This is a genomic window from Nocardia sp. NPDC052001 (assembly GCF_040680615.1).
In the GTDB taxonomy this organism is placed as follows: Bacteria; Actinomycetota; Actinomycetes; order Mycobacteriales; family Mycobacteriaceae; genus Nocardia.
Genome location: NZ_JBFAXC010000001.1, coordinates 558,044 through 581,718 on the forward strand (window position 1 = coordinate 558,044; position 23,675 = coordinate 581,718).

General features: G+C 65.8%; 24 protein-coding genes. 13 read left to right on the forward strand and 11 right to left on the reverse strand.

The genetic code is table 11. The features are described 5' to 3' along the window. Positions 1 to 6: 6 nt before the first annotated feature. From AB0L82_RS02605 to glp, 3 genes are all read right to left on the reverse strand, one after another. The gene (locus AB0L82_RS02605; protein WP_364629901.1) at positions 7 to 435 is read right to left on the reverse strand and encodes a molybdenum cofactor biosynthesis protein MoaE; all 429 of its coding nucleotides are present in this window, start codon (positions 433 to 435) and stop codon (positions 7 to 9) included. Next, positions 428 to 1,507 (reverse strand): bifunctional molybdenum cofactor biosynthesis protein MoaC/MoaB, encoded by a 1,080-nt coding sequence (moaCB, locus tag AB0L82_RS02610; RefSeq protein WP_364629904.1) that lies wholly within the window; start codon positions 1,505 to 1,507, stop codon positions 428 to 430. Before moaCB ends, AB0L82_RS02605 begins: the two co-directional genes overlap by 8 nt. A gap of 87 nt (positions 1,508 to 1,594) precedes the next feature. Next, positions 1,595 to 2,800, reverse strand: a complete 1,206-nt coding sequence (gene glp, locus AB0L82_RS02615; protein WP_364629907.1) for a gephyrin-like molybdotransferase Glp — start codon at positions 2,798 to 2,800, stop codon at positions 1,595 to 1,597. Between the two features lie 86 nt (positions 2,801 to 2,886). On the opposite strand from glp, the gene moaA reads away from it, so the two are divergent. From moaA to AB0L82_RS02630, 3 genes are all read left to right on the forward strand, one after another. Further along, a complete protein-coding gene (gene moaA, locus AB0L82_RS02620; protein WP_364629910.1) occupies positions 2,887 to 3,945 on the forward strand; it encodes a GTP 3',8-cyclase MoaA in 1,059 nt (352 codons plus the stop codon). Then, positions 3,938 to 4,180 (forward strand): MoaD/ThiS family protein, encoded by a 243-nt coding sequence (locus AB0L82_RS02625; protein ID WP_364629912.1) that lies wholly within the window; start codon positions 3,938 to 3,940, stop codon positions 4,178 to 4,180. Before moaA ends, AB0L82_RS02625 begins: the two co-directional genes overlap by 8 nt. 114 nt (positions 4,181 to 4,294) lie before the next feature. Next, complete coding sequence (locus AB0L82_RS02630; protein WP_364629915.1) at positions 4,295 to 4,438, forward strand: hypothetical protein; 144 nt, start codon at positions 4,295 to 4,297, stop codon at positions 4,436 to 4,438. A gap of 195 nt (positions 4,439 to 4,633) precedes the next feature. On the opposite strand, the gene nadE is transcribed toward AB0L82_RS02630, so the two are convergent. After that, complete coding sequence (nadE, locus tag AB0L82_RS02635; RefSeq protein ID WP_364629918.1) at positions 4,634 to 5,473, reverse strand: ammonia-dependent NAD(+) synthetase; 840 nt, start codon at positions 5,471 to 5,473, stop codon at positions 4,634 to 4,636. A gap of 4 nt (positions 5,474 to 5,477) precedes the next feature. Further along, a complete protein-coding gene (locus AB0L82_RS02640; protein WP_364632732.1) occupies positions 5,478 to 6,101 on the reverse strand; it encodes a helix-turn-helix domain-containing protein in 624 nt (207 codons plus the stop codon). A 157-nt stretch (positions 6,102 to 6,258) separates the two neighbouring features. Between AB0L82_RS02640 and AB0L82_RS02645 the strand changes: the two genes are divergently transcribed. The 7 genes from AB0L82_RS02645 to AB0L82_RS02675 all read left to right on the forward strand — a co-directional run bounded on the left by AB0L82_RS02645 (position 6,259) and on the right by AB0L82_RS02675 (position 13,530). Then, positions 6,259 to 6,828, forward strand: coding sequence for an NADPH-dependent FMN reductase (locus AB0L82_RS02645; RefSeq protein ID WP_364629921.1), 570 nt, complete (start codon positions 6,259 to 6,261; stop codon positions 6,826 to 6,828). A gap of 207 nt (positions 6,829 to 7,035) precedes the next feature. Next, on the forward strand, positions 7,036 to 7,623 hold the full coding sequence (locus tag AB0L82_RS02650; protein WP_364629923.1) for an NAD(P)H-dependent oxidoreductase: 588 nt from the start codon (positions 7,036 to 7,038) through the stop codon (positions 7,621 to 7,623). A gap of 107 nt (positions 7,624 to 7,730) precedes the next feature. After that, positions 7,731 to 8,621, forward strand: coding sequence for a G1 family glutamic endopeptidase (locus AB0L82_RS02655; protein ID WP_364629926.1), 891 nt, complete (start codon positions 7,731 to 7,733; stop codon positions 8,619 to 8,621). A 487-nt stretch (positions 8,622 to 9,108) separates the two neighbouring features. Beyond that, complete coding sequence (locus tag AB0L82_RS02660; protein WP_364629929.1) at positions 9,109 to 9,348, forward strand: redoxin NrdH; 240 nt, start codon at positions 9,109 to 9,111, stop codon at positions 9,346 to 9,348. 65 nt (positions 9,349 to 9,413) lie between these two features. Further along, positions 9,414 to 9,884, forward strand: coding sequence for a class Ib ribonucleoside-diphosphate reductase assembly flavoprotein NrdI (nrdI, locus tag AB0L82_RS02665; RefSeq protein ID WP_364629932.1), 471 nt, complete (start codon positions 9,414 to 9,416; stop codon positions 9,882 to 9,884). A 56-nt stretch (positions 9,885 to 9,940) separates the two neighbouring features. Beyond that, on the forward strand, positions 9,941 to 12,022 hold the full coding sequence (nrdE, locus tag AB0L82_RS02670; protein WP_364632733.1) for a class 1b ribonucleoside-diphosphate reductase subunit alpha: 2,082 nt from the start codon (positions 9,941 to 9,943) through the stop codon (positions 12,020 to 12,022). Positions 12,023 to 12,471: 449 nt separating this feature from the next. Continuing rightward, positions 12,472 to 13,530, forward strand: coding sequence for an alpha/beta hydrolase family protein (locus tag AB0L82_RS02675; protein WP_364629935.1), 1,059 nt, complete (start codon positions 12,472 to 12,474; stop codon positions 13,528 to 13,530). Here the strand turns inward: AB0L82_RS02675 and AB0L82_RS02680 are convergent. Then, complete coding sequence (locus tag AB0L82_RS02680) at positions 13,504 to 13,764, reverse strand: hypothetical protein (protein ID WP_364629938.1); 261 nt, start codon at positions 13,762 to 13,764, stop codon at positions 13,504 to 13,506. The two genes, AB0L82_RS02675 and AB0L82_RS02680, sit on opposite strands and share 27 nt — an antisense overlap. Before the next feature lie 269 nt (positions 13,765 to 14,033). On the opposite strand from AB0L82_RS02680, the gene AB0L82_RS02685 reads away from it, so the two are divergent. Beyond that, positions 14,034 to 15,251, forward strand: coding sequence for a lipase family protein (locus AB0L82_RS02685; RefSeq protein ID WP_364629941.1), 1,218 nt, complete (start codon positions 14,034 to 14,036; stop codon positions 15,249 to 15,251). A gap of 1 nt (position 15,252) precedes the next feature. Here AB0L82_RS02685 and AB0L82_RS02690 read toward each other — a convergent pair whose 3' ends face one another. The 4 genes from AB0L82_RS02690 to AB0L82_RS02705 form a co-directional block, all read right to left on the reverse strand. Next, positions 15,253 to 16,527, reverse strand: a complete 1,275-nt coding sequence (locus AB0L82_RS02690; protein ID WP_364629944.1) for a helix-turn-helix domain-containing protein — start codon at positions 16,525 to 16,527, stop codon at positions 15,253 to 15,255. A 128-nt stretch (positions 16,528 to 16,655) separates the two neighbouring features. Then, the gene (locus tag AB0L82_RS02695) at positions 16,656 to 17,330 is read right to left on the reverse strand and encodes a histidine phosphatase family protein (RefSeq protein WP_364629947.1); all 675 of its coding nucleotides are present in this window, start codon (positions 17,328 to 17,330) and stop codon (positions 16,656 to 16,658) included. Positions 17,331 to 17,378: 48 nt separating this feature from the next. Beyond that, positions 17,379 to 18,674 carry a HAMP domain-containing sensor histidine kinase gene (locus tag AB0L82_RS02700; protein WP_364629950.1) on the reverse strand — a complete coding sequence of 432 codons (1,296 nt, stop codon included), beginning with the start codon at positions 18,672 to 18,674 and terminating at the stop codon, positions 17,379 to 17,381. Next, entirely contained in the window at positions 18,671 to 19,336 is a 666-nt protein-coding gene (locus tag AB0L82_RS02705) for a response regulator transcription factor (protein ID WP_364629953.1), read from the reverse strand. The genes AB0L82_RS02700 and AB0L82_RS02705 overlap by 4 nt, the downstream gene beginning before the upstream one ends. A 436-nt stretch (positions 19,337 to 19,772) precedes the next feature. Between AB0L82_RS02705 and mgtE the strand changes: the two genes are divergently transcribed. Together mgtE and nrdF are read left to right on the forward strand one after the other, a co-directional pair. Further along, complete coding sequence (gene mgtE / locus AB0L82_RS02710; protein ID WP_364629956.1) at positions 19,773 to 21,197, forward strand: magnesium transporter; 1,425 nt, start codon at positions 19,773 to 19,775, stop codon at positions 21,195 to 21,197. 116 nt (positions 21,198 to 21,313) lie between these two features. Further along, complete coding sequence (gene nrdF / locus AB0L82_RS02715) at positions 21,314 to 22,285, forward strand: class 1b ribonucleoside-diphosphate reductase subunit beta (RefSeq protein ID WP_364629959.1); 972 nt, start codon at positions 21,314 to 21,316, stop codon at positions 22,283 to 22,285. A gap of 202 nt (positions 22,286 to 22,487) precedes the next feature. Here the strand turns inward: nrdF and AB0L82_RS02720 are convergent, their stop codons facing one another. Beyond that, positions 22,488 to 23,591, reverse strand: a complete 1,104-nt coding sequence (locus AB0L82_RS02720) for an ABC transporter substrate-binding protein (protein WP_364629962.1) — start codon at positions 23,589 to 23,591, stop codon at positions 22,488 to 22,490. Positions 23,592 to 23,675: the final 84 nt, after the last annotated feature.

The window sequence follows — 23,675 nt, forward strand, 5'->3', positions numbered from 1 at the left end:
CGAGGATCAACCGCAGGCGTTCACCCATTCGGAAAGGCCGTCGGTGAAGAGCTGGCGCTTCCAGATGGGGACTTCGTGTTTGATGCGATCCACCAGGGTGGCGCAGGTGGCGAAGGCCTCGGCGCGATGCGGTGCGGCCACCGCGACCGCGATGGCCAGATCGCCGATGGCCAGCGGGCCGATGCGGTGAATGGCGGCGACCGGGAGCCCGGAGGATTCGGCGACCTCGGCGCAGACGCGGCGCAGGAATTTCGCGGCGTCGGGGTGGGCGGAGTATTCGAGGGCCGAAACCGCCTGGCCGCCATCGTGATTGCGGACGGTGCCGGTGAAGACCACCACCGCGCCGTGCTCCGGACCGATCACGGCCTTCTCGACCTCGGCCGGATTCAACGGCTGATCGCTGATGTAGGCGAGCAATTCGGTGCCGTCATTCATGGCTGCCTCCTCCGGCCACCTGGGCCAGCAGATGTTCGAGAAGCGGTGTCAGGACCGCGATTCCATCCTGCACGCCGCCGGGGGAGCCGGGCAGGTTCACGATCACGGTGCGGCCCGCGAGACCCGCGACGCCCCGGCTCAGGGCTGCGAGCGGGAATTTCGCGGTGCCGCGCTGGCGAATCGACTCGGCCACACCGGGGAGTTCGCGATCCAGTACGGCCAGGGTGGCCTCGGGGGTGCCATCGGTGGGGGAGGCTCCGGTGCCGCCGGTGCTGATCACCAGCGCCGGTTCCGCCGCGAGCGCCTCGGACAGCCCGTACGAGATATCGGCGTCCGCGTACACGAGCGGCCCGCGCACCGAGAAACCCTGTTCCCCAAGCCATTTCGCGAGCACCGGCCCGGTGGTGTCCTCGCGTGATCCGGCCGCCGCGCCGGTGGAGGCCACCAGCACCACGGCGCTCTTCCCAGTGCCGTACGCGGGAGTCGGAGTGAGGTGCGCAGCCCCCGCCGTGCCGGAATCGACGGCGTGCGAATGCTGTCCGTGCGCACCATGATCCGTAGCGTGGCGCACCGCGCTGTCGCGTGAAGTCTCAGCGAGTTCGCGCTCGCGCACCCAATGTCCGTGCTTGCCACCGTCTTTGGTGAGCAGGCGCACCGCGTGCAGCGAAGCGGCCGGATCGACGGCCTTGATCATGTCGTGCAGGGTCAGGCCCGCGACCGCGACGGCGGTGAGCGCTTCCATCTCCACGCCGGTGGGGCCCTTGGTCTTGGCGACGGCCTCGATCGTGATGGCGGTTTCGGTGAAATCGAAGCTCACGTTCACCGAGGACAGCGCCAGCTGATGGCACAGCGGAATGAGCTCGGAGGTCTTCTTCGCGCCGTTGATCCCGGCCAGCCGGGCGGTGGTCAGCACATCGGCCTTGGGCATACCGTCGGCGCGCACCAGCCGGACCACCTCGGCGGTGGTGTGCAGCTCACCGGCCGCGACCGCGATCCGGGCGGTGTCGGCTTTGGCGCTCACATCGACCATGCGCGCGCGGCCTTCGTGATCGACATGCGACAGCTCACTCATCCCACCAGCCTTCCACAGCCGTCCGCACCACGACATCAGAGGGCAGCACAGATCACGCCCCGGCAATCGGGGTTTGTTCGGGTGGATCTACAGGGGCCAGGTGCGCACGATCGTCCCGGCGGGGATGTCGGTATCGGCGGCGGGGATATCGATCAGCACATCGGCCCGGGCCATGGTCGCGATCAGATGTGAGCCCTGACCGGCCAATGGCTGGACGCCCTCGGGGGTGAGCAGTCCGCGCAGCAGCTGGCGTTTACCGGCGGGGGAGTGCAGCGCAGCCAGCACCGCAAGCTCCGAGCTGACGATCGGCGGCAGCCCGCCGAGTTCGCGCAGGATGGGGCGGGCGAACATGTCGAACGACACCACGGTGCTGACCGGGTTGCCCGGGAAATTCAGGATCGGGGTGCCGTCGACCACGGTGATGCCCTGTGGTCCGCCGGGTTGCATTGCGACATGGCCGAATTCGCCGCCGAGCGTGCTCAGCACCTCCTTCACCACCTCGAAATCACCCATCGACACCCCACCGGAGGTGAAGACCAGATCGGCGGCGGCGACCGCTTCGTCGAGGCGGCGGCGGAATTCGGCGTGATCGTCGGTGGAGTGCGCGATCGACACCACCTCCGCGCCGTTCTCGGTGAGCGCGGCGGCCAGCGCCAGTCCGTTGGAGTTGTAGATCTGTCCCGGCAGCAGCCGCAATCCGGCCTGCACCAGCTCATCGCCGGTGGTGATGACCGCGGCCCGCACCCGCCGGTACACGGGCAGTTCCGGCAGTCCGACCGCCGCCAGCGCGGCGATATGGCGCGGCTTCAACAGCGTCCCCGCCGCCGCCAGCAACTGCCCGGTGCGCACATCCGTCCCGGCCTCGCGCACGAAATCACCTGCGGCGCGGCTTCTTTCGATGATCACCGCATCGCCCTCGACGCGCGTGTGCTCGACCGGCACCACACAGTCCGCGCCCGCCGGAATCGGCGCTCCCGTCATGACTTTCAGCGCACCGCCCGCGGGCAGCGTTGCCACGCCGGTGTTCCCGGCCGCCACCACACCCGCCAGCGGCAGCGTCACCGGCACGATCGCCACCGATTCCGCGCGCACCGCGTACCCGTCCATGGACGAATTCCGGAACACCGGCAGATCCAGGGGGGAGTACACATCGGCGCTCAAGCGCCGCCCGAGCGCATCGGCCATCGGCACCGCTTCGGTCTCGCGCGCGGCCAGCGGTCGCAGCAGATCCTCGATGCGTTGCCGGTGGTCGTCGACGGAACGAACCGGGGCCAGAGCATGCCGGGAACTCATGTCGGTGAGCCTATACGCGCCCTCGATCCGGACAAGCCGGGTCGTCGATCCGGCGGGGGGCTTGCGCGGCCGGACATAATGGTCGAATGACCGTGGTCGCTATGGGGATGCCCGCCGTACGTACCGGGCAGCCTTCCCTCGATGGCCGCCCGGACACTCCACTGCTGTTGGATCGATACGGTCGCATCGGGCGTGACCTGCGGGTATCCATTACCGAGAAGTGTTCGCTGCGCTGTACGTACTGCATGCCGGAAGAGGGTTTACCGCCCATTCCGGCCGACGAATTACTCACCGCCGCCGAGATCGTCCGGCTGGTCACCCTCGCCGTGCGGGAGCTCGGCGTACACGAGGTGCGCTTCACCGGCGGGGAACCGCTCATGCGCCGTGACCTGGAGAAAATCATCGCGGGCTGCCGGGCCGAACTGCCGGGCACACCGCTGGCCATGACCACCAACGGCGTCGGGCTCGAACACCGCGCGAGCAAACTCGCGGCAGCCGGGCTGAATCGCATCAATGTCTCGCTGGACACCGTCGATCGCGAAGGTTTCGCCGCCCTCACCCGACGGGATCGACTGGACTCGGTCTTCGCGGGCATCCGCGCCGCGCGCCGGGCCGGACTGACGCCGATCAAGGTCAATGCCGTGCTGATGCGGGAAACCCTCGCGGGCGCGGGCGATCTGCTGCGCTGGTGCCTCGACGAAGGGTGCGATCTGCGCTTCATCGAGGAGATGCCGCTCGACGCCGATCACGAGTGGGCGCGCGCGAATATGATCACCGCCGCCGAACTGCTCGAGGTGCTCGGCGCGCGTTTCACCCTGACCGAGACCGATCGCGATGATCCCTCGGCCCCCGCCGAACGCTGGCTGGTGGACGGTGGTCCGGCCACCGTCGGCATCATCGCCTCGGTGACGCGCAGCTTCTGCTCGGACTGCGACCGCACCCGCCTGACCGCGGACGGCCGGCTGCGGTCGTGCCTGTTCAGCGATCAGGAATACGACATTCGAGCCGCACTGCGCTCGCACGCCTCGGATGCCGACATCGCCACGCTGTGGCGCGGCGCCATGTGGAACAAATCCGCGGGCCACGGTATCGACGCCGCCGGTTTCGTCCCGCCCACTCGAACGATGGGAGCCATCGGTGGTTGAGGTTCGCTATTTCGCCGCGATCGCGGATGCGGTCGGCAAACCGGGCGAACTGCTCGAGTTGCCGTCCGGTGCGACCGTCGGCGATTTGCGCAGCACGCTCGCGCACACCTACGGACCGAAACTCGAGCCGATGCTCAAGGTCTGCGCGTACCTCATCGGCGATGAGCTCACCAGGGACGCGACGACCGTGCTGTCTCCCCGGGTGGATGTGCTGCCGCCGTTCGCCGGAGGCTGATGGCCGCGCCCGGTGACCATGAATAGGTCACCTGACCAGCAAAAAGGTTGGTAACGAATAATTCGCCATGCCGATATTCGGACTGTCCAGTCCCTCTGATCGGGAGGTGTCGCCATGGCGCGACTGTTGCCCGCTCTACTCCTCGGCGCATTCATCATCGCCGCCGTTTCCCTGGCCACCGGCAGTTCGGTCACCTCCCTGCATTGCGAACAAGCGAGAATCGCGGTCGCACCCGCGGTGCACACCGAGTTCAGATGAAATGTCTTCGGCGCCAAAGTAAGCGCGCCCGTCGCAATCGATGCGGCGGGCGCGTGAAACGTGATTACTGATTCAGTCGGTTCGGGGTAACTCCGGGGGAACGCCCGAAATGGTTGTCGCACCTGACCGTTTGTACGCGTGCACAACGGTTCACGGCTCCCAGCCGTGCGCTGAAGTCTCGCAGAGGCGGGATTGCTATTTCCACCAGGTGTCGAGCGGGGTCACCGGAACCGTGCGCTTGTGGCGGGTGTTCCGGAAAATCGACTCCACGCGTTCGGCGACTTCCGGCGTGACATCCTTACCCTCGAGATAGTCATCGATCTCGGAGTACTTCAGGCCCAGGGCCTCTTCATCCGGAAGGGACGGGCGGTCGTCCTCCAGATCGGCGGTGGGGACCTTCTGCCAGGTGCTGGGCGGTGCGCCCAACTCCTGCAGCAGGGCTGCGCCCTGGCGCTTGGTGAGCCCGGTGAGCGGGGTGAGGTCCACCGCGCCATCGCCGAATTTGGTGAAGAAGCCGGTAACGGCTTCGGCGGCGTGATCGGTGCCGACGACCAGCATATTGAGCTGACCCGCGATGGCGTACTGCAGCACCATGCGTTCGCGCGCTTTGATATTGCCGCGCACGAAGTCTCGCAGCCGGGTGGCGCCGCCGAGCAATTCGTCGATGCCGTAGGCGGATTCCTCGGCCGCGGCATCGGCGCTGGGCTTGACGTTCACCGTCACCGATCGGTCGGGCTTGATGAAACGCAGCGCGACCTGAGCGTCCGCTTCGTCGAACTGCTTGCCGTAGGGCAGCCGCACGGCGACGAAGGTGGCCTCGCGGCCCTCGGAGCGCAGTTCCTCGGCGGCGAGCTGGCACAGGCGCCCGGTCAGCGTCGAATCCTGGCCGCCGCTGATGCCCAGGACGAATCCCTCGGCGGGCGTGGACCGTAGATAGTCTTTGAGGAAGTCGATGCGCCGCCGCACTTCGGTTTTCGGTTCGATGTCCGGCAGTACGCCGAGTTCGGCGATGATCGATTCGCGCAGGTCTCCCATGCGTTCACTCTACTGCGCGGTGATCTTCCTCGGCGCCCGGAACGACTCGGCGCACCAGGGCTTCCCAATTGTCGCCCACCTGAGCCAGGGTGAAACCGAGCTGCCGGGTCTGATGCAGCACCAGACCCGCGTCCAAGGGCGCCAGCAGGGCGTCGGCCAGGAGCGAGATCTCGCCCGGAATTCCGGCCTGGCGCAACAGGATCGACACGTGCGTCTTGGTCAGGTTGTAGGGCGGTCCGGCGTAGCGGTCCGGACTGCTGATGGTGGCGGCGCGCAGCACGTCGCCCTCGATCTCGGTCAGGGTGAGGCGGGCGCGGCCGTAGGCCACCAGTCGTTCCAGCGGCGGTGCGCCCGGTCCCAGCGGCGGCGGTCCGAACATGTACGCGGCCTGCAGGTTTCGATCGGATTCGTCGAGCAGCGCGTACATCAGTCCGGCGCGATTGCCGAAGCGGCGGAAGACCGTGCCCTTGCCGACCCCGGCCTGTTTGGCGACCGCGTCCATGGTGAGGGCGTCCGCGCCGTCGCGGCGCACCAGTTCGACGGCCGCTTCCAGCAACAACTTTCGGTTGCGAGCGGCGTCCGCGCGTTCGGCGGGTTCGCTGTCGACGATCGACAGCGCGGGCCCGATGCCGAGCGGTTGGGCCAGGGGTACGGGCGTACCCGTGCCGGGGGGTTTGGCCGAGCTCACAGTGAACCTCAAATCGCCGGGATGAAAGTGGACCGTGGTCCGGTTAGATGCTACCGTAAGCGCCGCCAAGCGCCAGAGAGCATCAGGAGTTAATGCCATGACGATCAAGATTCTCGCCATTTCCGGTGGACTGCGCGCCGCCTCCACCAATACCGCGCTGCTGCGCGCGGCGCAGCAACTCGCCCCGGAGGGCGTCGAGATCGAGATCTACGACGGTATTCGGGACCTGCCCTATTTCGATGAGGATCTCGAGGGCGATGTGCCCGCCGCGGTGGTCGAGTTGCGCGAGCGGATTCGCGACGCGGACGGTGTGCTCATCGCCAGCCCCGAGTACAACTACAGCATTCCGGGTGCGCTGAAGAACCTGCTGGACTGGGCTTCTCGCCCGTACGGCCAGTCCTTCCTGACCGATAAGCCGGTCGCCATCATGGGCGCGTCGGGTTCGCAGTTCGGCACCGTGCGCGCGCAGAACCATCTGCGCGATGTCTTCCACTGGCTGGATTCTCAGGTCGTGACCAAGCCGGAGGTGCACGTGGGCGCGAACTACACCCGCTTCGACGAGCAGGGCAACCTCACCGATGAGACCAGCCGCGGCTTGATCGCCGGACTGATCGCGGCCCTGGTCGTGCAGATCCAGAAGTCCCGGACGGTCGGCGCTGCCGCCTGATCCGCTTTTAATTCCAGTGAGGCCAAGGCTTTTCAGCCTTGGCCTCCGCTCGTTACCGTCCGAATCAAGGTGCGCAGGAGTTTTGCCTCGAAGGGTGTCGCAGGTCATAGCCTTGCCGCCGCCACCCCGGAATGAAAACGGACCGCAGTCCGGTTATCTCGGAGTACGAATACCGCCACTGGATACAGACCCGCAGGAGTGATCACCATGTCGCAGACCCGCATCATCGCCCTCGTCGGCAGCCTCCGCGCCGCCTCGATCAACCGCCGCCTCGCCGAGGCCGCCGCGCAGACCGCGGCCGGCGATGTCGAGATCACCATCTACGAGGGTCTGGGCGATATCCCCTTCTACAACGAGGATCTCGATGTGGAAGGCCAGGTTCCGGCCACCGCCGCCGCCCTGCGCGAGGCCGTCGGCGCGGCCGACGCGGTCCTGCTCGTGACCCCCGAATACAACGGCACGCTGCCCGCGGTACTCAAGAACGCCATCGACTGGGCGTCCCGGCCGTACGGCGCGGGTGCGCTCAAGGCCAAGCCGTCGGCCGTGATCAGCGCGTCGATCAGCTCGAACGCGGCCAAGTGGTCGCATGACGACGCGGTCAAATCGCTCGGCGTGGCGGGTTCGAAGGTGGTCGAGGAGGCGTCGCTGAACTTCGGCACCATCGGCCAGCGCTTCGGCGAGACCCATCCGGCCGACGATGCCGAGGCGCTCACCCAGCTGGCCGCCACGGTGCGCCTGCTCGCGGAGACCGCGCAGGCCCTCGCGGAGACGGCGCAGGCCACAGTCAACGTCTGAGCAACTATCGGGTGACTCCAGCGGTAACCGCTGAATCCAGTGTGAGGCCACGGCTTTTCAGCCGTGGCCTGCCGCATTTCCGGGGTGCTCCACGCTACCTTCAGCTGATGAAGCTACCGAGTGGCAACTCATCGTGGAGTCGCTGCCTGCTGACCGCCGCGCTGGCAGTTTCCGCCACCGCCGCCGTGGTCACCGCGAGCGATGCGACCGCCGAGGCCAATGTCCGCCTGTACCTCGGCAATTGGGCCGGATACGTGGTGAAGGGCGATTTCCGGGAGGTCAGCGCGACCTGGACGCAGCCCGAGATCTCCTGCACCAATGCGGGCACGCTGCAACGGATCGTGCCCTGGGTCGGATTGAACGGTGCGAACGATCTGAACGGTCAGGTGGCATTGCCGCTCATGCAGACCGGGGTGGAATCGCTGTGCGCCAGCGATGCCGCCTTCTACGCGGCGCTGCCCGGATTGCAGTTCGAGAATCTGGCCGCGGATCTGTCCTATGCCGATCCCCGGCTCTCGGGCGCGATCATGCGCGCCGGTGACACGGTCTCCAACGCGCTCAGCGGTGCGATGGACGGTGTGTGCGCGACGGGCGTGCTGAGCGGAATGTGCACTCCCGAAAAGGATGTCGACGGGTGGTGGGAGGCGTATCCGGCCGCGCCGGTGAGCTATGACGATGTCGCGGTGCGGCCCGGTGATGTCATGCGCTCGACCGTCGGCTGGGATGGCCACAACTATGTGATGACCCTGGAGAACCGCACCGGCAATTGGACGCGCACCACGACGCGGCCGTCCGACGCGCCCGCGCGCACCGCCGAGATCGTGATCGAGGGGCACCTCGACGCGGCGCTGCCCGGATTCGCGCCGATCACCTTCACCGAGATCCAGATCGACGGCAAACCGCTCTCGGCCTATGACGCCCAGACCTACGGCATCGCCGCGACGAATCGTTTGCTCGCGCCCGGTCCGGTGGACGGCTCCAGCTTCACCATCGGCTGACGCGGTGTGCGCCATCGTGGCGTGTTGTGGACCGGGATCCGCGACACGCCGGGGCGGTGCCGGATTTCGCTCCCCGGGAGCCGGATCCCGCGCCACGCGCGAGATCGGATAACCCCACGCGCGCGCGTGGCGGGTGGGACACGCGGGAAACGTGTTGATCAGGGTGAATGGTGTGTTTGCCGGAAGTGTGCTGGTTGCCGAAATTGTGATCTGCGCCTCAGTCGTGTCGGGTTGCGAATCGAGCGTCCTGGCACTTCGTTCACTCGAATTTCACCTTTGTGGTTCGCAACATGTCGTGTTGGATGAATCTGTCGGCCACTAGGTGTAGTGTCTTGGGAGCTGGAAGGGCACGCGGCGAGACCCTCGAAGGGAGCCACGCGACCAGGGACTTCGGTCTCGCGTCCAGGGGTTTGCGCACTTACTACATGGTTCTTGTTTTCAGCCGTGCACTGCATCGGATCTAAGGCAAGGAGAAGGGGAGATACCAATGACCATCACCGTTTACACCAAGCCCGCTTGTGTGCAGTGCAACGCAACGTACCGTGCCCTCGACAAGGCCGGTGTCGCGTACGACGTCATCGACATCTCCGAGAATCCCGAAGCCCGCGATTACGTGATGGCGCTCGGGTACCTCCAGGCTCCCGTCGTGGTCGCCGGTGACGCGCACTGGTCCGGCTTCCGCCCGGATCGCATCAAGGCGCTCGCCGAGTCCGTCGCCGTCGCCTAGCGGACCGAAGCGGCCGATCGACGGTCGGCCGCTATGCGAGTTCGCCCGAGCCGAGAGGAGTCGAGATGGCTGAGTTGTCCACGGGGACAGCGAATCTGGTCTACTTCTCCAGCGCATCGGAGAACACGCACCGCTTCGTGGAACGGCTGGGCATTCCCGCCGTCCGCATACCGCTTCATACCGCCGACTCACTGCGAGTCGACGAACCCTACGTGCTGATCGTCCCCACCTACGGTGGCGGTCGGCACGTTCTGGGTGGTGCGCGGCCCGATAAGGAGTTCGTCCCCCGTCAGGTGGCCAAATTCCTCAACGATCCGCACAATCGCGCACTGCTGCGCGGCGTCATCGCGGCCGGCAATACGAACTTCGGTGATACGTACTGCTTTGCGGGCGAAGTGATTTCGCGCAAAACCGGAGTGCCGTACCTGTATCGCTTCGAACTCATGGGAACTGCCGAGGACGTCGAGCGCGTCCGAGAGGGATTGGAATCGTTTTGGCAACGACAACCGCACCGGTCGGAAAGAATGCCCGCGTAGAACGCCCCGTCAGCGGTGATTCCACCGCGGGGCTGGACTACCACGCGCTCAACGCGATGCTGAACCTGTACGGCCCCAATGGCGAGATCCAGTTCGACAAGGACCGCGAGGCCGCGCACCAGTACTTCCTGCAGCACGTCAATCAGAACACGGTCTTCTTCCACAACCTGCGTGAGAAGCTCGACTACCTGGTCAAAGAGAACTACTACGAGACCGAGGTGCTCGACCAGTACAGCTTCGACTTCACCAAGAAGCTGTTCAAGCAGGCGTACGGCAAGAAGTTCCGCTTCCCGACCTTCCTCGGCGCGTTCAAGTACTACACGAGCTACACGCTCAAGACCTTCGACGGTAAGCGCTATCTGGAGCGTTTCGAGGATCGCGTCTGCCTGGTCGCCATGACCCTGGCCGCCGGTGACGAAACCCTCGCGCAGGAACTGGTCGAGGAGATCATGGACGGGCGTTTCCAGCCCGCCACCCCGACCTTCCTGAATTCGGGCAAGAAGCAGCGCGGTGAGCCGGTGTCCTGCTTCCTGCTGCGCATCGAGGACAATATGGAGTCCATCGGGCGCTCCATCAACTCCGCGCTGCAGCTGTCCAAGCGCGGCGGCGGTGTCGCCCTGCTGCTGAGCAATATTCGTGAGACCGGCGCGCCGATCAAGAAGATCGAAAACCAGTCCTCGGGCGTCATTCCGATCATGAAGCTGCTGGAGGACTCGTTCTCCTATGCGAATCAGCTGGGTGCGCGCCAGGGCGCGGGCGCGGTGTACCTGCAGGCGCATCACCCCGATATCTACCGCTTCCTGGACACCAAGCGCGAGAACGCGGATGAGAAGATCCGCATCAAGACGCTGTCCCTCGGCGTGGTCATCCCGGACATCACGTTCGAGCTGGCGAAGAAGAACGAGGACATGTACCTGTTCTCGCCGTACGACGTGGAGCGCATCTACGGCGTGCCGTTCGCCGATATCAACATCACCGAGAAGTACTACGAGATGGTCGACGACAAGCGAATTCGCAAGTCCAAGATCAAGGCTCGCGAGTTCTTCCAGACCATCGCCGAGCTGCAGTTCGAGTCGGGCTACCCGTACATCATGTACGAGGACACCGTGAACCGGGCGAACCCCATCAAGGGCAAGATCACCCACTCGAACCTGTGCTCGGAGATCCTGCAGGTCTCCACCCCGTCGCTGTACAACGACGATCTGTCCTACTCCAAGGTGGGCAAGGACATTTCGTGCAACCTGGGTTCGCTGAACATCGCCAAGACGATGGATTCGCCGGATCTGGCCAAGACGGTGGAGACCTCGATCCGCGCGCTCACCGCGGTGTCGGATCAGACGCATATCAACTCGGTGCCCTCGATCGAGCAGGGCAACAACGAGTCTCACGCCATCGGCCTGGGGCAGATGAACCTGCACGGCTACCTCGCTCGTGAGCGCGTGCACTACGGCTCCGAAGAGGGCATCGACTTCACGAACATCTACTTCTACACGATCGCCTACCACGCGGTCCGTGCCTCGAACCTGATCGCCAAGGAGCGCGGCCGGGCGTTCGGTGGCTTCCCGGAGTCCAAGTACGCCAGCGGCGAGTACTTCGACAAGTACACCGATCAGCTGTGGGAGCCCAAGACCGATCGCGTCCGCGAGATCTTCGCCGAGGCGGGCGTGCACATCCCCACCCAGGAGGATTGGCGCGAGCTCAAGGCTTCGGTCATGGAGTACGGCATCTACAACCAGAACCTGCAGGCCGTCCCGCCGACCGGTTCCATCTCGTACATCAACCACTCCACCAGCTCGATCCACCCGATCGCCTCGAAGATCGAGATCCGCAAGGAAGGCAAGATCGGCCGCGTCTACTACCCGGCCCCTTACCTGACCAACGAGAACCTCGATTACTTCCAGGACGCGTACGACATCGGCTACGAAAAGGTCATCGACACCTACGCCGCCGCCACCCAGCATGTGGATCAGGGCCTGTCGCTGACCCTGTTCTTCAAGGACAGCGCCACCACCCGCGATGTGAACCGCGCTCAGATCTACGCCTGGCGCAAGGGCATCAAAACCCTCTACTACATCCGCATCCGCCAAATGGCTTTGGAGGGAACCGAAGTAGAGGGCTGCGTGAGCTGCATGCTCTGAGGTCACCACCGCACATCCGAAACACTGCATAGTCGAAACGAAAGGGACGCCCCCGGTGAAAACCGGGGGCGTCCCTTTTCGTCGTGGATCGTCCCGGCCTTAGAACGAAGTCATTGTGAGGTCTCCAGAACCTGACGCGGGCGCTGTCGGGGGACTGTGGCGATGATTACGCTCGCCTGTGTCACGGCATCGGAATCAGATGCGCGGCCGATCCCGTGATCGGAAATCGCACCGGGACAAGTGTTTTGGAGGTGAGGACGGGTCCTTCTCCTGCCCCCGTGAAAGAGGGACCGCTGAATAGATCTAAATCGGAAGTCCGGTGCGGCGTAGCCGCGGAGATACCGGGTACCCACCCGCCGAGCAGCACACCTCGCAGCCGCTCGGCGGGTTTCCGCAAATCAACTCCAGATCCGGTTCGGTATGCGAGGGCCGCTGTGAGGAGAGCCCCCGTGGTTCGGGAATCGAACGGAACGACCGAGAAGCGGATGCCGAAGGGTGCGCTGCTGCGCCGTGCGGGAGTGGGGGTGGCGGTAGCGCTGGCCTTGGCGGCGGGGCTGCCCGCGGGCGGTGTCGACGGCTCATCGGCGCCGATCGCGCTGCGGTCGAACGTTATTCGGGTCGAGCCCATAGGACCGCATTGGGAGCGGGTATTCGTCGCTTCCGCGGCCATGGACCGGGCGGTGGCGGTGGATGTGTTGCGCGGCACCGGAACCGGTCCGCGAGCCACCCTCTATCTACTCGATGGTGTTGACGCCGAACAGGTTTCGGATTGGCTCACCAAGGGCGGCGCGGCCGAGTTCTTCGCCGACAAACCGGTCGATGTGGTGCTGCCGTCCGGCGGCACCGGCAGTATGTACAGCGATTGGCAGCGGCCGGACGCGGTGTTGGGCTGGAACCGCTGGGAAACCTTTCTGACCGGGGAATTGCCCGGTGTCATCGAGCCCTATCTGAATTCGAACGGCCGTCGCGCCATCGCGGGCGTATCGATGGGCGCGCAGGGCGCGATGATGCTCGCGCATCGGCATCCCGGTTTCTACCGGGCCGTCGCGGGAATGAGCGGTTGCTATTCCACGATGGACAGCGCGGGTTCGGCGGCCACCACGCTGACGGTGGCCTCGCGCGGTGGGAATGTGGTCAATCTGTGGGGTCCGCCGGGAAGTAAGGAATGGCGTACGCATGACAGCACCCTGGGTGCGGAGGCCCTGCGCGGCATGGTTATTCACCTATCGGCCAATACCGGAATACCGACGGTCCCGGATATGACCGACCTGGTGCGCGCACCGGATCCGGTGAAGGCGCTGCAGGAAGCCGGCGGCGGTGTGGTGCTGGAGGCGGGCGCCCGGTTGTGCACCGAACTGTTCGCGAAACATCTGAGCGATCTGGGAATTCCGGCCACCGTGCATTTCGAGGACACCGGAATTCACGGCTGGGCCGATTTCTCGGCCGAACTCGGCCCGGCCTGGCAGACGCTGGCGACCGCGCTAGTGCCGCAGGCCGTTCCGGGGTAGCCGGCGCAGACCGGGCCGAATGCGGCCGTCGACGGTGACGATGAGTCCGGCCCGCACCGCGGCCGCGGCGAAGGCGGCGGCCTCGGGCCAGGTGGCCGCGTATTCCATGGCCAGTTCCGCACCGTCGTCGGGTCCGCCGAGGTAGACGGTGACGCGGTGGGTGAGGGCTGCGCCGGAGCTGTCGTATACGGGCCTGCCTGCGGTGATGCTTGTGCTCTCGGTGGTGCTGGTCATCTCGGCTCCCCATCGGATTGTTCCTGTAACCGACCGTAACTGGAACCTGTTGCATGGGAGGCGATTCCGCGGGGTGCTTGGAAGGTTCACGAGCCCGTCGCGACTCCTCTTGTCATTTGTCGGAACTGGAATGGCCGTTGCTCACAACAACTTTCGAGAGCCGTTGTGATCTTTCGGAAGGTTTTCCGCAGCTCTCCCGGACCCATGCGCTTTCGCTCTAGGCTGCGCGGGGAGATCCTGCGTTCAGCCGGAGAGAGGAAGAGACCCGGATGAGGATTCGAACTCACCACCGACATCGACTACGACTAGCGGCGCTCCTCGCGGTGGGATGTGCTTTCGCCCCGGCGGTGGCGGCCGCCGGACCGGTCTACCCGATCGCGGACCCGGACCCGTTCTACGCCGCGCCCGCCGATATTGGCAACCACCAGCCGGGCGATGTGCTCGCCGTGCGCCCCATGCCCGCGCTGCCGCAATTCCCCAATACCGATATCAGCCTGGTGGAATTCCGATCCACCAGTTCCGAGGGTCAGCCCATCGCGGCCACCACCACCGTGCTGTCCCCGCGCAATCGCGCCGCGGACGCGCCCATGCTGTCCCTGCAGCAGATCATCAACGGCCTGGGTTCGCAGTGCGCGGTCTCGCGCGTGCTCTACACCAGTGATCCGAATCTGATGATGCGCGAGGCTCCCGCGTGGAATGTGGTGCTGCAGCGCGGCTGGAGCATCGCGCTGCCGGACCACCTCGGACCCCACTTCGCCTATGGCGCGGCCAAACTCGGCGGTCAGATCACCCTGGACGGCATCCGCGCGGCGCAGCGCGTCCCGGAATTGAAGGTGCAGCACAGCCCCGTCGCCATGGCGGGTTATTCGGGCGGCGGGATGGCGACCGCGTGGGCGGCGGCGCTGGCCCAGTCCTATGCCCCCGAATTGCATATCGCCGGTGCGGCCATGGGCGGCGTGCCGATGAATCTGGTGACCATGCTGGAGGCCATGGGCCTGAACCGGCATCCGGTGTTCGGCCTGGCGATGGCGGCGGGTCTGGGCCTGGAGCGCGAGTATCCGGATCGTTTCCCGATCAGCGCGCAGCTCAATGATCGCGGTCTGGCCATTCGGGACAAGCTCGCGAACAGCTGCACCAACGATATTCTCACCGCGGGGGCGGGGGTGGGCGCCATGGATGTCGCCAAGACCACCATCATGACCGAGGATCCGACCGCGCGCGGCGTGGTGGAGGAGAACAGCCTGCAGCTGTACCCGGGTGTGCCGAATATGCCGGTGTTCGAATGGCATTCACCGATCGACGGGTTGATTCCGATCGATGCCGTGGTGGACACCATCCACCGGTATTGCGCCTCGGGGGTGAAGGTCTGGTCCGAACAGGTGCCGGTGCCCGATCATCTGACGGCGGCCGTGCTCGGCCTGCCCGCCGCGGTGTCCTGGCTCGAGGCCAGGCTCACCGATAAGCCCGTGGTCAGCAATTGCGCGTGACTCACCCCGCCTGATACGTCCGGGCGACCAACGCGGACCGCAGGTACCACAGCCCTGCGGCCTGCGTCGGGTCGAAGCCCGTCAACTGCCCGATCCGTTTGAGCCGGTAATCCACGGTATTGGTGTGCACGTGCAGGATTCGCGCCGTGCGCTGGCGATTGAGGTTATTGCTGATATGCGTGCGCAGCGTCTCGAGCAGCTCCGGATGCAGATCCAGCGGATCGAGCAGTGAGCCCAGATGATCGCGGCCCGGACCGGGCCGGGTGAGCTGATATTCCAGCGCGAGTTCGTCGAAGCGGAACAGCCCGCGGGTGAGCCGCAGCCGGTGCACGATATCGAGCAGTTCGTGCGCCTGATCGGCGGCGTCCGGAATCCCCTGCGGCGTAGCGGAAATCATGGTCGCCGCGATCGGTACCCGGGCCGCCCGCGATAGTCGTTCGATGAGCTCGTCGAGTTGATCGTCGGCCAGCGCGTCGGCCGGCACCAGGATGGTGCCGCCGTCCACGCTCAGCAGCGACAGCACCTTGGCGGCGTATCCGTGCGCGAGTTCCGCCTGTAGCCGTCGCAGTTTGCGCCGCGCCACCACCGCGCCCTCCACGGTCGGTGAGTGCTCCTCCGGATGCTCCGGAATCGACACCGCCAGTACGTAATACGATTCCGCGATCTCGATACCGCATTCGCGCGCCATGGTCGAGGTGCTGTGCCCGCCGAGCAGCGCCGAGGTGAGGGTGTGCACCGCGGTGTGGTGTTCGCTGACCACCGAGCGCAGTTCTCGCACGTAGGCGAGTGAGACCGCGCAGGTCATCCGGTCCAGCAGTTCCACCACCATGGCGGCGCCGCCGATGATGCTCTCCATATCCCCGGCCGCGACCACCAGTTCGACATCCCCGTCCGGACTGTCCTGTCGCATATGCCGGGACATGGCATTGGCGATCACCAGATCCGAGCCGATCTTGAAACCCTCGTGGATGGCGTGATGGATGGTGTCGATGGGGATGCCCTCGCGCGCCCACTGCGCGGCGGCCTCCTCTAGCCGCTTGGTCTTCTCCGGCAGGTCTTTCCCGTCCAGCATGCCCACGGCCAGTTCCAGGCACATGCGGGTGATGGCGGTGACGTCACCGTGAATGGCATCGCCGGGCAGGGTGCCGCAGGGTGCGACGGTCTCCACGAAATGCCCGACCATATGCCGTGCCAGCGGACCGACGTCCTGCAGTGGCGAGGACATGGGGGTTCCCGAGACGATAAGCCCGGCGCGGGCCGGAATCTCGACGGCCATAGCGCTCCTTCCACTACCGGGGGCTAACCCTCCGGTAACGAAACGCTAACGTATGACGGCCCGCAGAGGGGGAAGTTGGCCGCGAGCTGTGATCCGCCGCAATGTCGGCCCGGCGATTCGGTGACATCTCACAAAACCCGACCGTCCAGCCGATCCAGATGCGCCGTCGCGTTGTAATCGACGCGGGTGAGCCCCGCGCCGGTGCGCGCCCAGCGGCTGATGGACCCGTTGCGGATCTGATTCCGTTCGATCGCGAGGATGGCCTGCTCATCGAGTCCCTCGATGATGTACCGCGCCATGACCACCACGATGTCATGGGCGAAGATGAGCACATGCCCGTCCAATTCGGGCAGTAGCGTGCGCAGCCGCAATGCCACATCGGTCCAGGATTCCCCGCCCGGCGGGCGATAGTAGAAGCGCCCCAATCGTTCCCGCCGCGCCTGCTCGCCGGGATAGCGCCGCCGCCAGCCCAGATCGGTGAGTCCCTGCAGCGTCCCGATATCCCGGTCCCGCAACCGCTCATCGATTCGCACCGCCGCGGGTCCGATGAATTCCAGTGCGAGGGAAGCGGTTTCGCGAGCCCGACGATACGGTGAGCACAGCACCGTCCATTCGCGATCGGACTGCCCGGCCAGCCAGGCCCCGATCGCCGTGGCCTGCCGGCGCCCGAGATCGGTCAGCGGCACATCGGGATCCCTTGTGCCGTCCCCGAATTCCTCGGCGTCGGTGCCCGCGAGCAGTGCGGCGGCGGCATTGCTCGCACTCTCACCGTGCCGGATCATCGTCAGCGATTGCAGAGTCATGGCAGCCCCAGATTACGCCGCCCGAGCCGTCGCATCGCGGTAAGCGGACTATCGGGCCGGAACCCCGACGGTGATATCGGCCGGGGGCAGCCACAGCGTGGCGATGGTGCCGCCGCCCACCGCGGGCTCGATGGCGGCATTGCCGCCGTGCGCCTGCGCCACCCACGCGACCAGGGCCAATCCAATGCCATTGCGGCCGGTGCGGCCCGCCGACCCGCGATTGAAAGGGCTGGCGGACATGACCGGATCCACGCCGGGGCCGTGATCGCGCACGCTCACCCGGCCCTCGGCGATATGGATCTCCACCGGGGCGGCACGGTTGACCGCACCGTGGGTGAGACCGTTCTCCAGCATGTTCCGGATGGCCAGGCTCAGCAGTTGCGGATCGCCGACCACCACCGACGGATGCGCGGTGACCACGATGCGGTCATCGGCCGCTTCCTCGGCGACGGCCTCGGCGAGCTGGTCCAGGCGCAGCATGGTGCGCTCGGGTTCGGCTATGCCGGTTTGCATTCGGGCGCGCGCGAGCAGACCGGTGACCAGGCGGGCCATCCGGTCGGCGAGTTTTCGGGCCTCGGCCAGGGTCTGCTGCACCTCATCGGGTTTCGGGCGGGATTCGGTGAGCAGTTTCAAAGTCGTGAGGGGCGTGCGCAATTCGTGCGCGGCGTCGCCGAGGAACTGTTCGTGCTCATCGAGCATGTGCAGGGCCTGGCGCTGACTGCGGCCCGAGAGCAGATAGGCGACGGCGGTGGCGGCCAGCACCAGCAGGGTGCCGCCGATCAGCAAGGCCCACACCAGCATCAGATGGTCGTCCGGGTTGTCCATGGCATCGTCCGCGGCCAGGATGACGACGATATTGTCCCAATCCGTCCAGTAGACAGGGGTTCCCGAGACGGTGACCGGGCGGCCGGTGATGGCGGTCGATTTCCGCAGCAGCGATTTGTACAGCGTGCCTTCGGAATTGTCCTCGACCTGCGTTGCCAGCGTGGACAGTTCGCTGTCGGCGGGCATCAGCGAGCGCTGATAGGTGTGCGTCTGTTTCCACGGCTGGCCCTGCTCGCGCACCAGTACGACGACCCCGGTGCCGCCCTGCGCCAGTTCGTCGTCGATCACCGTGGACAGATCCAGGGTGTTCTTCTCATCGTGCTGGATGGCGCGGGCCAGACCGCCCGCCACCTTCTCGACCTGTCGATCGGCTTCGATGGTGCGTGCGTGCGAATCTATGGTGGCGGCAACGCATCCGAGCACCAGCACGGTGGTGGCGGTGATGATGGTGACCAGTCCGGTCATCAGCCAGCGCGCCCGCCGCAGTCGCGCCACGGCGGGGGAGCGATGCGAATTCACGCCACCCCGCCCAGGAGAAAGCCGGTGCCACGCACGGTTTCGATCACGCACGGCTCACCGAGCTTGCGGCGCAGCTTGGCCACCACCGCGTCCACCACATTCGATGCGGGCTCGGCCATTTCGTCCCAGCAGCATTCGATGAGATCGGTGCGGGTCACCACGCTGCCGAGCCGGGTCGCCATGAGTTCGAGCACGGCGAATTCCTTGGGCGTCAACGCGAGCATGATGCCCGCGCGGGTGACCCGGCGGCGCATGAGGTCGATATCGATGTCCGCCACCGTGATTCGGGCGGCGGTGGGCTGATCGCGGCGGCGGCACAGCGCGCGCACCCGCATCACCAGTTCGGGCAGGGCGAAGGGTTTGGTCAGATAGTCGTCCGCGCCCTGTTCGAATCCGGCGAGGCGGTCGTCCAGCCCGTCCCGGCCGGTGAGCATGAGCGCGGGCATGGTGTGCCCGGCGTGGCGCGCCCCGGCGACCAGATCCAGGCCGTCGCCGTCGGGCAGGCCGCGATCCACGACCAGGCAGTCGTAGGTGTTGATGGTTATCTTGAAATCGGCGTCGGCGATATCGAAGGCGTGGTCCACCGCGAACCCCGCCGACCGCAACCCATCGGTCACCTCACGACCGAGTTGCTGGTCGTCCTCCAATACCAAAACGCGCACAGGGCCAGACATTAAGCCATTTCGGACACCCACCCAACGCATCGGGTGCGGTCGTGACCGCGAAATGATCGGAAAATTATGCGCCGTTCATTCACCGTCATCGAGCCTCTCACGGAACCGCCGGTCCGGGCACGGTTGTGATCCTCGACTCCCGCCGCGCCGTGTGTCGCTACACCGTGCGGCGGGTCGTCGCCACGGGCTGTATCCTGCACAGGGATGCTTATGCACACCCGCGGTTCGGCGGGTGATTCTTATCGGTGCACGACGGCTTCGAGGAGGTGGGTCGCATGCGTAGCGAGCCCCCTAGTCGAAGGCCGCGCGGCGCCGCCTCCTCGTACTGCCGGTAGTTCTCTGCTGCGACGGGTCGGTGCCCCGCGGTGTGACCACTTGTGTCCATCCGTTCACCCTTGACTCGCCTTCCGGCTGAGGTTCCGCCATGACGCAGACCGATCTGCCCGTCGTCTCGACGCTGCCCCCTGTTCTCCCGACGCTGCCCGAAAACAGCCCCGTCGCCGTGGAAACGCTACGCGCACAGGGTGTTTCGCTCCGCGATATCGTCGACTGCCATCATGTGGCGGCGACCATGGAATGGCTGGACAATCATCCGCCGCATGTCATCGCCGATGAACTCGCGCGCATGGACGCGGTATCGGCGGTGATGGCCTTCCGGCTGCTGGACAAGGATCGCGCCCTCGATGTGTTCGAGGAGCTGGAACCGATCGATCAGCAGCAGATCCTGCACGGTCTGCGCGATCAGAGCTTCCGCGATCTGGTCGAGGAGATGGATCCCGACGATCGCGCCCGCATGTTGCGTGAGGCTCCGGCCAAGGTCGCCAAAAAGGTGCTGGCGGGCCTGAGTTCGGATGAGCGTCGCATGACCGCCACCCTGCTGGGCTATCCCGAAGGCTCGGTCGGGCTGTACATGACGCCGGAAGTCGTTGCGCTGCCGCGTAATCTGCCGGTGTCCGCGGCCCTGCAAACCGTGCGCGCCAAGGGCGCGAACGCCGAAACCGTCTACACCCTGCCGGTGGTGGACGCGGGCCGCCGCCTCATCGGCATCGTGGAGCTGCGTGAGCTGGTGCTCTCCTCACCCGATGCCATGATCGCCGATCTCGTTGTCTCCGAACCGGTTTACGCGCGCGCCACCGATTCGGCGGAGAAGGCGGCCCGGCTCATGCAGGGCGCCAACCTGATCAACCTGCCGGTGGTCGACAGTGAGGATCGGCTGGTGGGCCTGCTCACCATCGACGATGCCATCGAGGTCATCGAGGCCGCCGATTCCGAGGATGTGGCGCGCCAGGCGGGCACCACGCCGTGGGCCGGTCATTACATGGCGGCGGGCGTCCTGCAGCTCGCGCGCTACCGGGCGCTGTGGCTGATGCTGCTGCTGGTCGCGGCCACCCTCACGGTCACGGTGACCGACTTCTTCGAGGGCACCCTGGAACAGGCCGCGCATCTGGCGCTGTTCATTCCGCTGCTCATCGGCGCGGGCGGCAATGCGGGGGCGCAGGCCGCCACCACCTGCGTGCGCGCGCTCGCGGTCGGTGAGGTGCGGGTGTCGGACCTGTTCAAGGTGATCTGGCGCGAATGCCGGGTGGGCCTGCTGCTGGGCTGCATGCTGGCCGTGGTCGGCATGCTCATCGCCGGGATGTTCGTGGGCGCGAAAATCGGTGTGGTGGTGGGCATCACGCTCATCGTCATCTGCGGCTGGGCGGCGACCATCGGCGGCACCATGCCGCTGCTGGCCAAGAAACTGCGCATCGATCCGGCTGTGATCTCCGCCCCGATGGTCACCACGCTGGTCGACGCGACCGGGCTCGTGATCTATTTCATGACAGCGAAATTGGTTCTCGGCATCTGATCGGCGGACGGTTGAAGACACAAGGGCTTGTGCTGCGCACTGAGGCTCTCCCCCAGTAGTAGTGTTCAAGCCACGAGGATGGGTGAGCTGAGAGGATGACGGTGGACCACACGACCATGCGTGTAACCAAGGTGATTGATCGGGTATCGGCGATCAACTGGAACCGCGTAATCGATGACAAGGACGCGGAGGTCTGGGACCGGCTCACCGGAAACTTCTGGTTGCCGGAGAAAGTGCCGGTCTCCAATGATATTCCGTCATGGGCCACGCTGACCCCCAGCGAGAAGCAGCTCACCATGCGGGTCTTCACCGGCCTCACGCTGCTGGACACCATCCAGGGCACGGTCGGCGCGGTCAGCCTGATCCCGGATGCGCTGACCCCGCACGAAGAAGCCGTCATGACGAACATCGCCTTCATGGAGTCGGTGCACGCCAAGAGCTACAGCCAGATCTTCTCCACGCTGTGCTCCAGCCGCGAGATCGACGAGGCCTTCCGCTGGTCCGAGGAGAACCGGAACCTGCAGCGCAAGGCCGAGATCGTGCTCGAGTACTACAACGGCGAGGATCCGCTCAAGCGCAAGGTGGCCTCCACCCTGCTCGAGTCCTTCCTGTTCTACTCCGGCTTCTACCTGCCCATGCACTGGTCCTCGCGGGCCAAGCTCACCAACACCGCCGATATGATCCGCCTGATCATTCGCGATGAGGCCGTGCACGGCTACTACATCGGCTACAAGTTCCAGAAGGGCCTGGAACTGGTCTCGCAGGCCGAGCGCGACGAACTCAAGGCGTACACCTTCGAGCTGCTGTTCGAGCTGTACGAGAACGAGGTCGAGTACACCCAGGATCTGTACGACGAGGTCGGGCTCACCGAGGACGTCAAGAAGTTCCTGCGCTACAACGCCAACAAGGCGCTGATGAACCTCGGCTACGAGGGCCTGTTCCCCAAGGACGAGTGCGACGTCAATCCGGCCATCCTGTCGGCGCTTTCGCCCAACGCCGACGAGAACCACGACTTCTTCTCCGGCTCGGGTTCCAGCTACGTCATCGGCAAGGCCGTGAACACCGAAGACGAGGACTGGGAGTTCTAGGATCTCCTGAAAGAAGCCCGGCACTCCGATTCACGGATGCCGGGCTTCGTTTCGGATATGGGACGTGACAACTGATTTCGTGAGATCCGGGTAACTCACCGGGTACGTCGAAATCGGTGCCCTGCCCAACCGGCGCTACGCGTGCATGGCGTGATACGGCTCTCAGCCGTGCGCCGAAGTCGCGGGGAGGCGGGGGAGCAAGTCAGTCGCTCACATAGGCGTTGAGCATCTTCAGATCCTCGAGGATCGCGCGGGCCGCGGTAATGCCCGAACCGTGCCAAATGCTGTCCTCGACAACGAATTCCCGGCGATCGGTGACCGCGCTCAGCGATTTCCAGTCATCGCCGTGCATGATCGATTCGGCGTTCTGCTGACCGTCCTTGCCGTCGAACATCAGGAAGATGATGTCGCCCTCGACCTTGTTGCGATCGGTCTCGCTGCCCAGGCTCGCCACATCGTAGGAATTACCGCGCTGGGACGGCGGGCGCTGCACCCCGGCATCGCCCAGTACGAGCCCGGCGAAGCTGTTGCCGCCCTGCACCTGGATGACCTTCGGATCGAAGCGCAGCACCGACGCCTGGGTCAGGCTGGCGGACTGCGCGTTTCCGGCGTCGCGCGCGGCGGTGCGGTAATCCTCCAAAGCCTTGGTGGCGGCGGTCTTGCGATCCAGGGCCGCGCCGTAGGTGCTGAACTCGGCCTGCCAGCCGTTCTCCGAACCCGCGAGCACGGTGGGGGCGATGGCCTTCAACGCGTCGTACTGCGCGCTGTCCGCACTGGAGCCGAGGATCAGATCCGGTTTCAGCTCCGCCACTTTCGCCGGGTCCGGGGCGGTGACGGTGCCGACCGGGGGGATCAACAGCACGCCCGTGCCCAGGTAGGAGGGTTGCGGGGTGGGACCGGAAACCGTTGCGGCCCCGACGACTCGCTCCCACAGGCCCAGTGCGCAGACCGCGTCCAGGGCGGCGGTGGACAGCACCACAACGCGTTTGGCGTCGGCGGGCACCTCGGTGATTCCGGCGGTGTGGTTGACCGGGACGGTGCCCGCGGTCGCGTCGGGGGAACTCGGCAGCGCGCACGCGGCCCGGGTATCGCGCTCCAGACCCACCACGCCGGCCCCGGCGATATTGGTCGTGGTGCGCACGATCGAGCTCATGGCATCGTCCGTACCCTTGCCACACCCCGCGAGTAGACCCGCCGGTAGCACCGCGGCAGCGGCCAGAACAGCGCCCCAGGTGCGCAAACGGCGCACGGGGGCGGCAGTGGAGGCGAACGTGATTCGGGTGGAAGCGGACTCGCGCACCGGCATGGCTGGCAGCGTACATCCGGCGACCCCGACACCCAATTACGACACAGAGTAGGACCAGCCCGCGACCGCTGTGGGAGCACGGTT

Coding starts and splice junctions, on each gene's coding strand:
- nrdF (WP_364629959.1), top strand. CDS start 21,314: ATGCGTGTAACCAAGGTGATTGATCGGGTATCGGCGATCAACTGGAAC.
- AB0L82_RS02630 (WP_364629915.1), top strand. CDS start 4,295: ATGGCGCGACTGTTGCCCGCTCTACTCCTCGGCGCATTCATCATCGCC.
- nadE (WP_364629918.1), bottom strand. CDS start 5,473: ATGGGAGACCTGCGCGAATCGATCATCGCCGAACTCGGCGTACTGCCG.
- AB0L82_RS02605 (WP_364629901.1), bottom strand. CDS start 435: ATGAATGACGGCACCGAATTGCTCGCCTACATCAGCGATCAGCCGTTG.
- AB0L82_RS02690 (WP_364629944.1), bottom strand. CDS start 16,527: ATGGCCGTCGAGATTCCGGCCCGCGCCGGGCTTATCGTCTCGGGAACC.
- AB0L82_RS02645 (WP_364629921.1), top strand. CDS start 6,259: ATGACGATCAAGATTCTCGCCATTTCCGGTGGACTGCGCGCCGCCTCC.
- AB0L82_RS02650 (WP_364629923.1), top strand. CDS start 7,036: ATGTCGCAGACCCGCATCATCGCCCTCGTCGGCAGCCTCCGCGCCGCC.
- AB0L82_RS02685 (WP_364629941.1), top strand. CDS start 14,034: ATGAGGATTCGAACTCACCACCGACATCGACTACGACTAGCGGCGCTC.
- AB0L82_RS02680 (WP_364629938.1), bottom strand. CDS start 13,764: ATGACCAGCACCACCGAGAGCACAAGCATCACCGCAGGCAGGCCCGTA.
- AB0L82_RS02655 (WP_364629926.1), top strand. CDS start 7,731: ATGAAGCTACCGAGTGGCAACTCATCGTGGAGTCGCTGCCTGCTGACC.
- moaA (WP_364629910.1), top strand. CDS start 2,887: ATGACCGTGGTCGCTATGGGGATGCCCGCCGTACGTACCGGGCAGCCT.
- AB0L82_RS02660 (WP_364629929.1), top strand. CDS start 9,109: ATGACCATCACCGTTTACACCAAGCCCGCTTGTGTGCAGTGCAACGCA.
- mgtE (WP_364629956.1), top strand. CDS start 19,773: ATGACGCAGACCGATCTGCCCGTCGTCTCGACGCTGCCCCCTGTTCTC.
- AB0L82_RS02695 (WP_364629947.1), bottom strand. CDS start 17,330: ATGACTCTGCAATCGCTGACGATGATCCGGCACGGTGAGAGTGCGAGC.
- AB0L82_RS02720 (WP_364629962.1), bottom strand. CDS start 23,591: ATGCCGGTGCGCGAGTCCGCTTCCACCCGAATCACGTTCGCCTCCACT.
- nrdI (WP_364629932.1), top strand. CDS start 9,414: ATGGCTGAGTTGTCCACGGGGACAGCGAATCTGGTCTACTTCTCCAGC.
- glp (WP_364629907.1), bottom strand. CDS start 2,800: ATGAGTTCCCGGCATGCTCTGGCCCCGGTTCGTTCCGTCGACGACCAC.
- nrdE (WP_364632733.1), top strand. CDS start 9,941: ATGCTGAACCTGTACGGCCCCAATGGCGAGATCCAGTTCGACAAGGAC.
- moaCB (WP_364629904.1), bottom strand. CDS start 1,507: ATGAGTGAGCTGTCGCATGTCGATCACGAAGGCCGCGCGCGCATGGTC.